This is a genomic window from Stenotrophomonas sp. 2YAF22 (assembly GCF_052114665.1).
Lineage (GTDB): Bacteria > Pseudomonadota > Gammaproteobacteria > Xanthomonadales > Xanthomonadaceae > Stenotrophomonas > Stenotrophomonas indicatrix.
Genome location: NZ_JBFRFE010000650.1, coordinates 1 through 2,389 on the forward strand (window position 1 = coordinate 1; position 2,389 = coordinate 2,389).

A 2,389-nucleotide genomic window follows, 5' to 3' on the forward strand; every position below is an offset into this window, starting at 1 on the left:
CTGGAAGACATGAACCGCGTGCAGCCGGGCGACGTGCTGATCGCCGACATGACCGATCCCGATTGGGAGCCGGTGATGAAGCGTGCCTCGGCGATCGTCACCAACCGCGGCGGCCGTACCTGCCACGCGGCGATCATCGCGCGCGAGCTGGGCGTGCCGGCCGTGGTCGGTTCGGGCAATGCCACCAAGGTCATCGAGGATGGCCAGCTGGTCACCGTCAGCTGCGCTGAAGGCGATACCGGCTTCATCTACGAAGGCAAGCTCGGCTTCGAGCGCACCACCACCGATCTGGGCAACATGCCGCCGGCACCGTTGAAGATCATGATGAACGTGGCCAACCCGGAACGTGCCTTCGATTTCGGCCAGCTGCCGAACGCGGGCATCGGCCTGGCGCGCCTGGAAATGATCATCGCCAGCCACATCGGCATCCACCCCAACGCGCTGCTGGAATACGACCGCCAGGATGCGGCGACGAAGAAGAAGATCGACGAGAAGATCGCCGGTTATTCCGACCCGGTCGGCTTCTACGTGGACCGTCTGGCCGAAGGCATCGCCACCCTGACCGCTTCGGTCGCGCCGAACCCGGTGATCGTGCGACTGTCGGACTTCAAGTCCAACGAGTACGCCAACCTGATCGGCGGCAGCAACTACGAGCCGCACGAAGAGAACCCGATGATCGGCTTCCGCGGCGCCAGCCGTTACGTCGATCCGAGCTTCTCGGCCGCGTTCGCGCTGGAGTGCAAGGCCGTGCTGCGCGTGCGCAACGAGATGGGCCTGGACAACCTGTGGGTCATGATCCCGTTCGTGCGCACCCTGGAAGAAGGCCGCAAGGTCGTCCAGGTGCTCGAACAGAATGGCCTGAAGCAGGGCGAGAACGGCCTGAAGATCATCATGATGTGCGAAGTGCCGTCCAACGCGCTGCTCGCCGATGAGTTCCTGGAGATCTTCGATGGCTTCTCGATCGGGTCCAACGACCTGACCCAGCTGACCCTCGGCCTGGACCGCGATTCGTCGATCGTGGCGCACCTGTTCGATGAGCGGAACCCGGCGGTGAAGAAGCTGCTGTCGATGGCGATCAAGTCGGCACGTGCCAAGGGCAAGTACGTCGGCATCTGCGGCCAGGGCCCGTCCGATCATCCGGATCTGGCCGAATGGCTGATGCAGGAAGGCATCGAGTCGGTGTCGTTGAATCCGGATACCGTGGTCGATACCTGGTTGCGCTTGGCCAAGTTGAAGGCCAAAGGTTGACCTGTTGACGTGTGATGGCTGACGTCGCTTTCATCGACGTCTGCCCATACTGAAGCTGCACGCAAGCCCCGCCTCTGCGGGGCTTGCTGTTTCTGGCGTCCGCGTACGCCATGTTCCCGTCGCACCTGTTGCCGTTGCAAAGGAGTCCGCATGATCGCCGCTGCCCCACCCTCCCCCGCCACGACCTCCTGGTTCCGCTCACTCGACTGGGAACGCCTGCTGGAGACCTACGGCGTGCCGTTGCTGGCCGCGATCGTGGTGCTGCTGGTCGGCATGTGGCTGGCACGACGACTGTCCAATGCCATGCCGCGCGCCACCTCGCGCATGGGCGTGGACCCGATGCTGGGCAGCTTCCTGCGCAACGTGGTCTACGCGGCCTCGCTGGTGATCGTGGTGATCCTGGCCATCGGCACGCTGGGCGTGCAGATCACTCCGCTGCTGGCCGTGCTCGGTACCGCCGGCCTCGCCGTTGGCCTGGCGCTGAAGGATTCGCTGTCCAACATCGCCTCCGGCGTGATGCTGGTGACCCTGCGTCCGTTCCGCGTAGGCGATGTGGTGACCATCGCCGGGCAGACCGGCACGGTTCGCGAGGTACGCATTTTCCAGACCGTGATCACCGGCGCGGACAACCAGCACACCACCATTCCGAACACGCTGATCACCGCCGCACCGATCATCAACCTCACCGCAGAGCCCACCCGCCGCGTCGAGCTGGTGGTGGGCATCGGTTACGAAGACAACATCCAGTTGGCGCGTGATACCGCACTGGCGCTGATGAAGGCCGACCCGCGCGTGCTGCAGACGCCGGCGCCGGACGTGGTGGTGTACGAGCTGGGTGCGCACGCGATCAATCTGGGCATCCGCTGCTACGTGAAGTCGGCCGATCACTTCGGCACCAAGGTCACCCTGCTCGAACAGATCAAGCTGGGCTACGACAAGGCCGGCATCAACATCCCGTATCCGCAGCAGGACATGCACCTGTACCTGCATGGCAAGGATGGTGGCGTGATCGAGGCCGACGCACTGGTGCGCGACAAGCCCTGATCGGCAGTGCCGACCAACGGTCGGCACCCACCCCATCCCGGCGCGGCTGCGTTTCACGCTGGCGTACTTTCAGAAATCCGCGTGGATCAGCCACCGG

2 protein-coding genes are annotated in these 2,389 nt (G+C 64.3%); both read left to right on the top strand.

All coding sequences use genetic code 11. The features are described from left to right. Positions 1 to 1,248: phosphoenolpyruvate synthase (ppsA, locus tag AB4Y84_RS19465; protein ID WP_442250706.1), on the top strand; the 1,248-nt coding region annotated here is incomplete at its 5' end. Positions 1,249 to 1,398: 150 nt separating this feature from the next. Next, positions 1,399 to 2,292 carry a mechanosensitive ion channel family protein gene (locus AB4Y84_RS19470; protein ID WP_442244532.1) on the top strand — a complete coding sequence of 298 codons (894 nt, stop codon included), beginning with the start codon at positions 1,399 to 1,401 and terminating at the stop codon, positions 2,290 to 2,292. Positions 2,293 to 2,389 lie beyond the last annotated feature (97 nt).

Excerpts from the sequence above, each read along its gene's own strand:
- AB4Y84_RS19470 (WP_442244532.1), top strand. The coding sequence starts at position 1,399 with ATGATCGCCGCTGCCCCACCCTCCCCCGCCACGACCTCCTGGTTCCGC.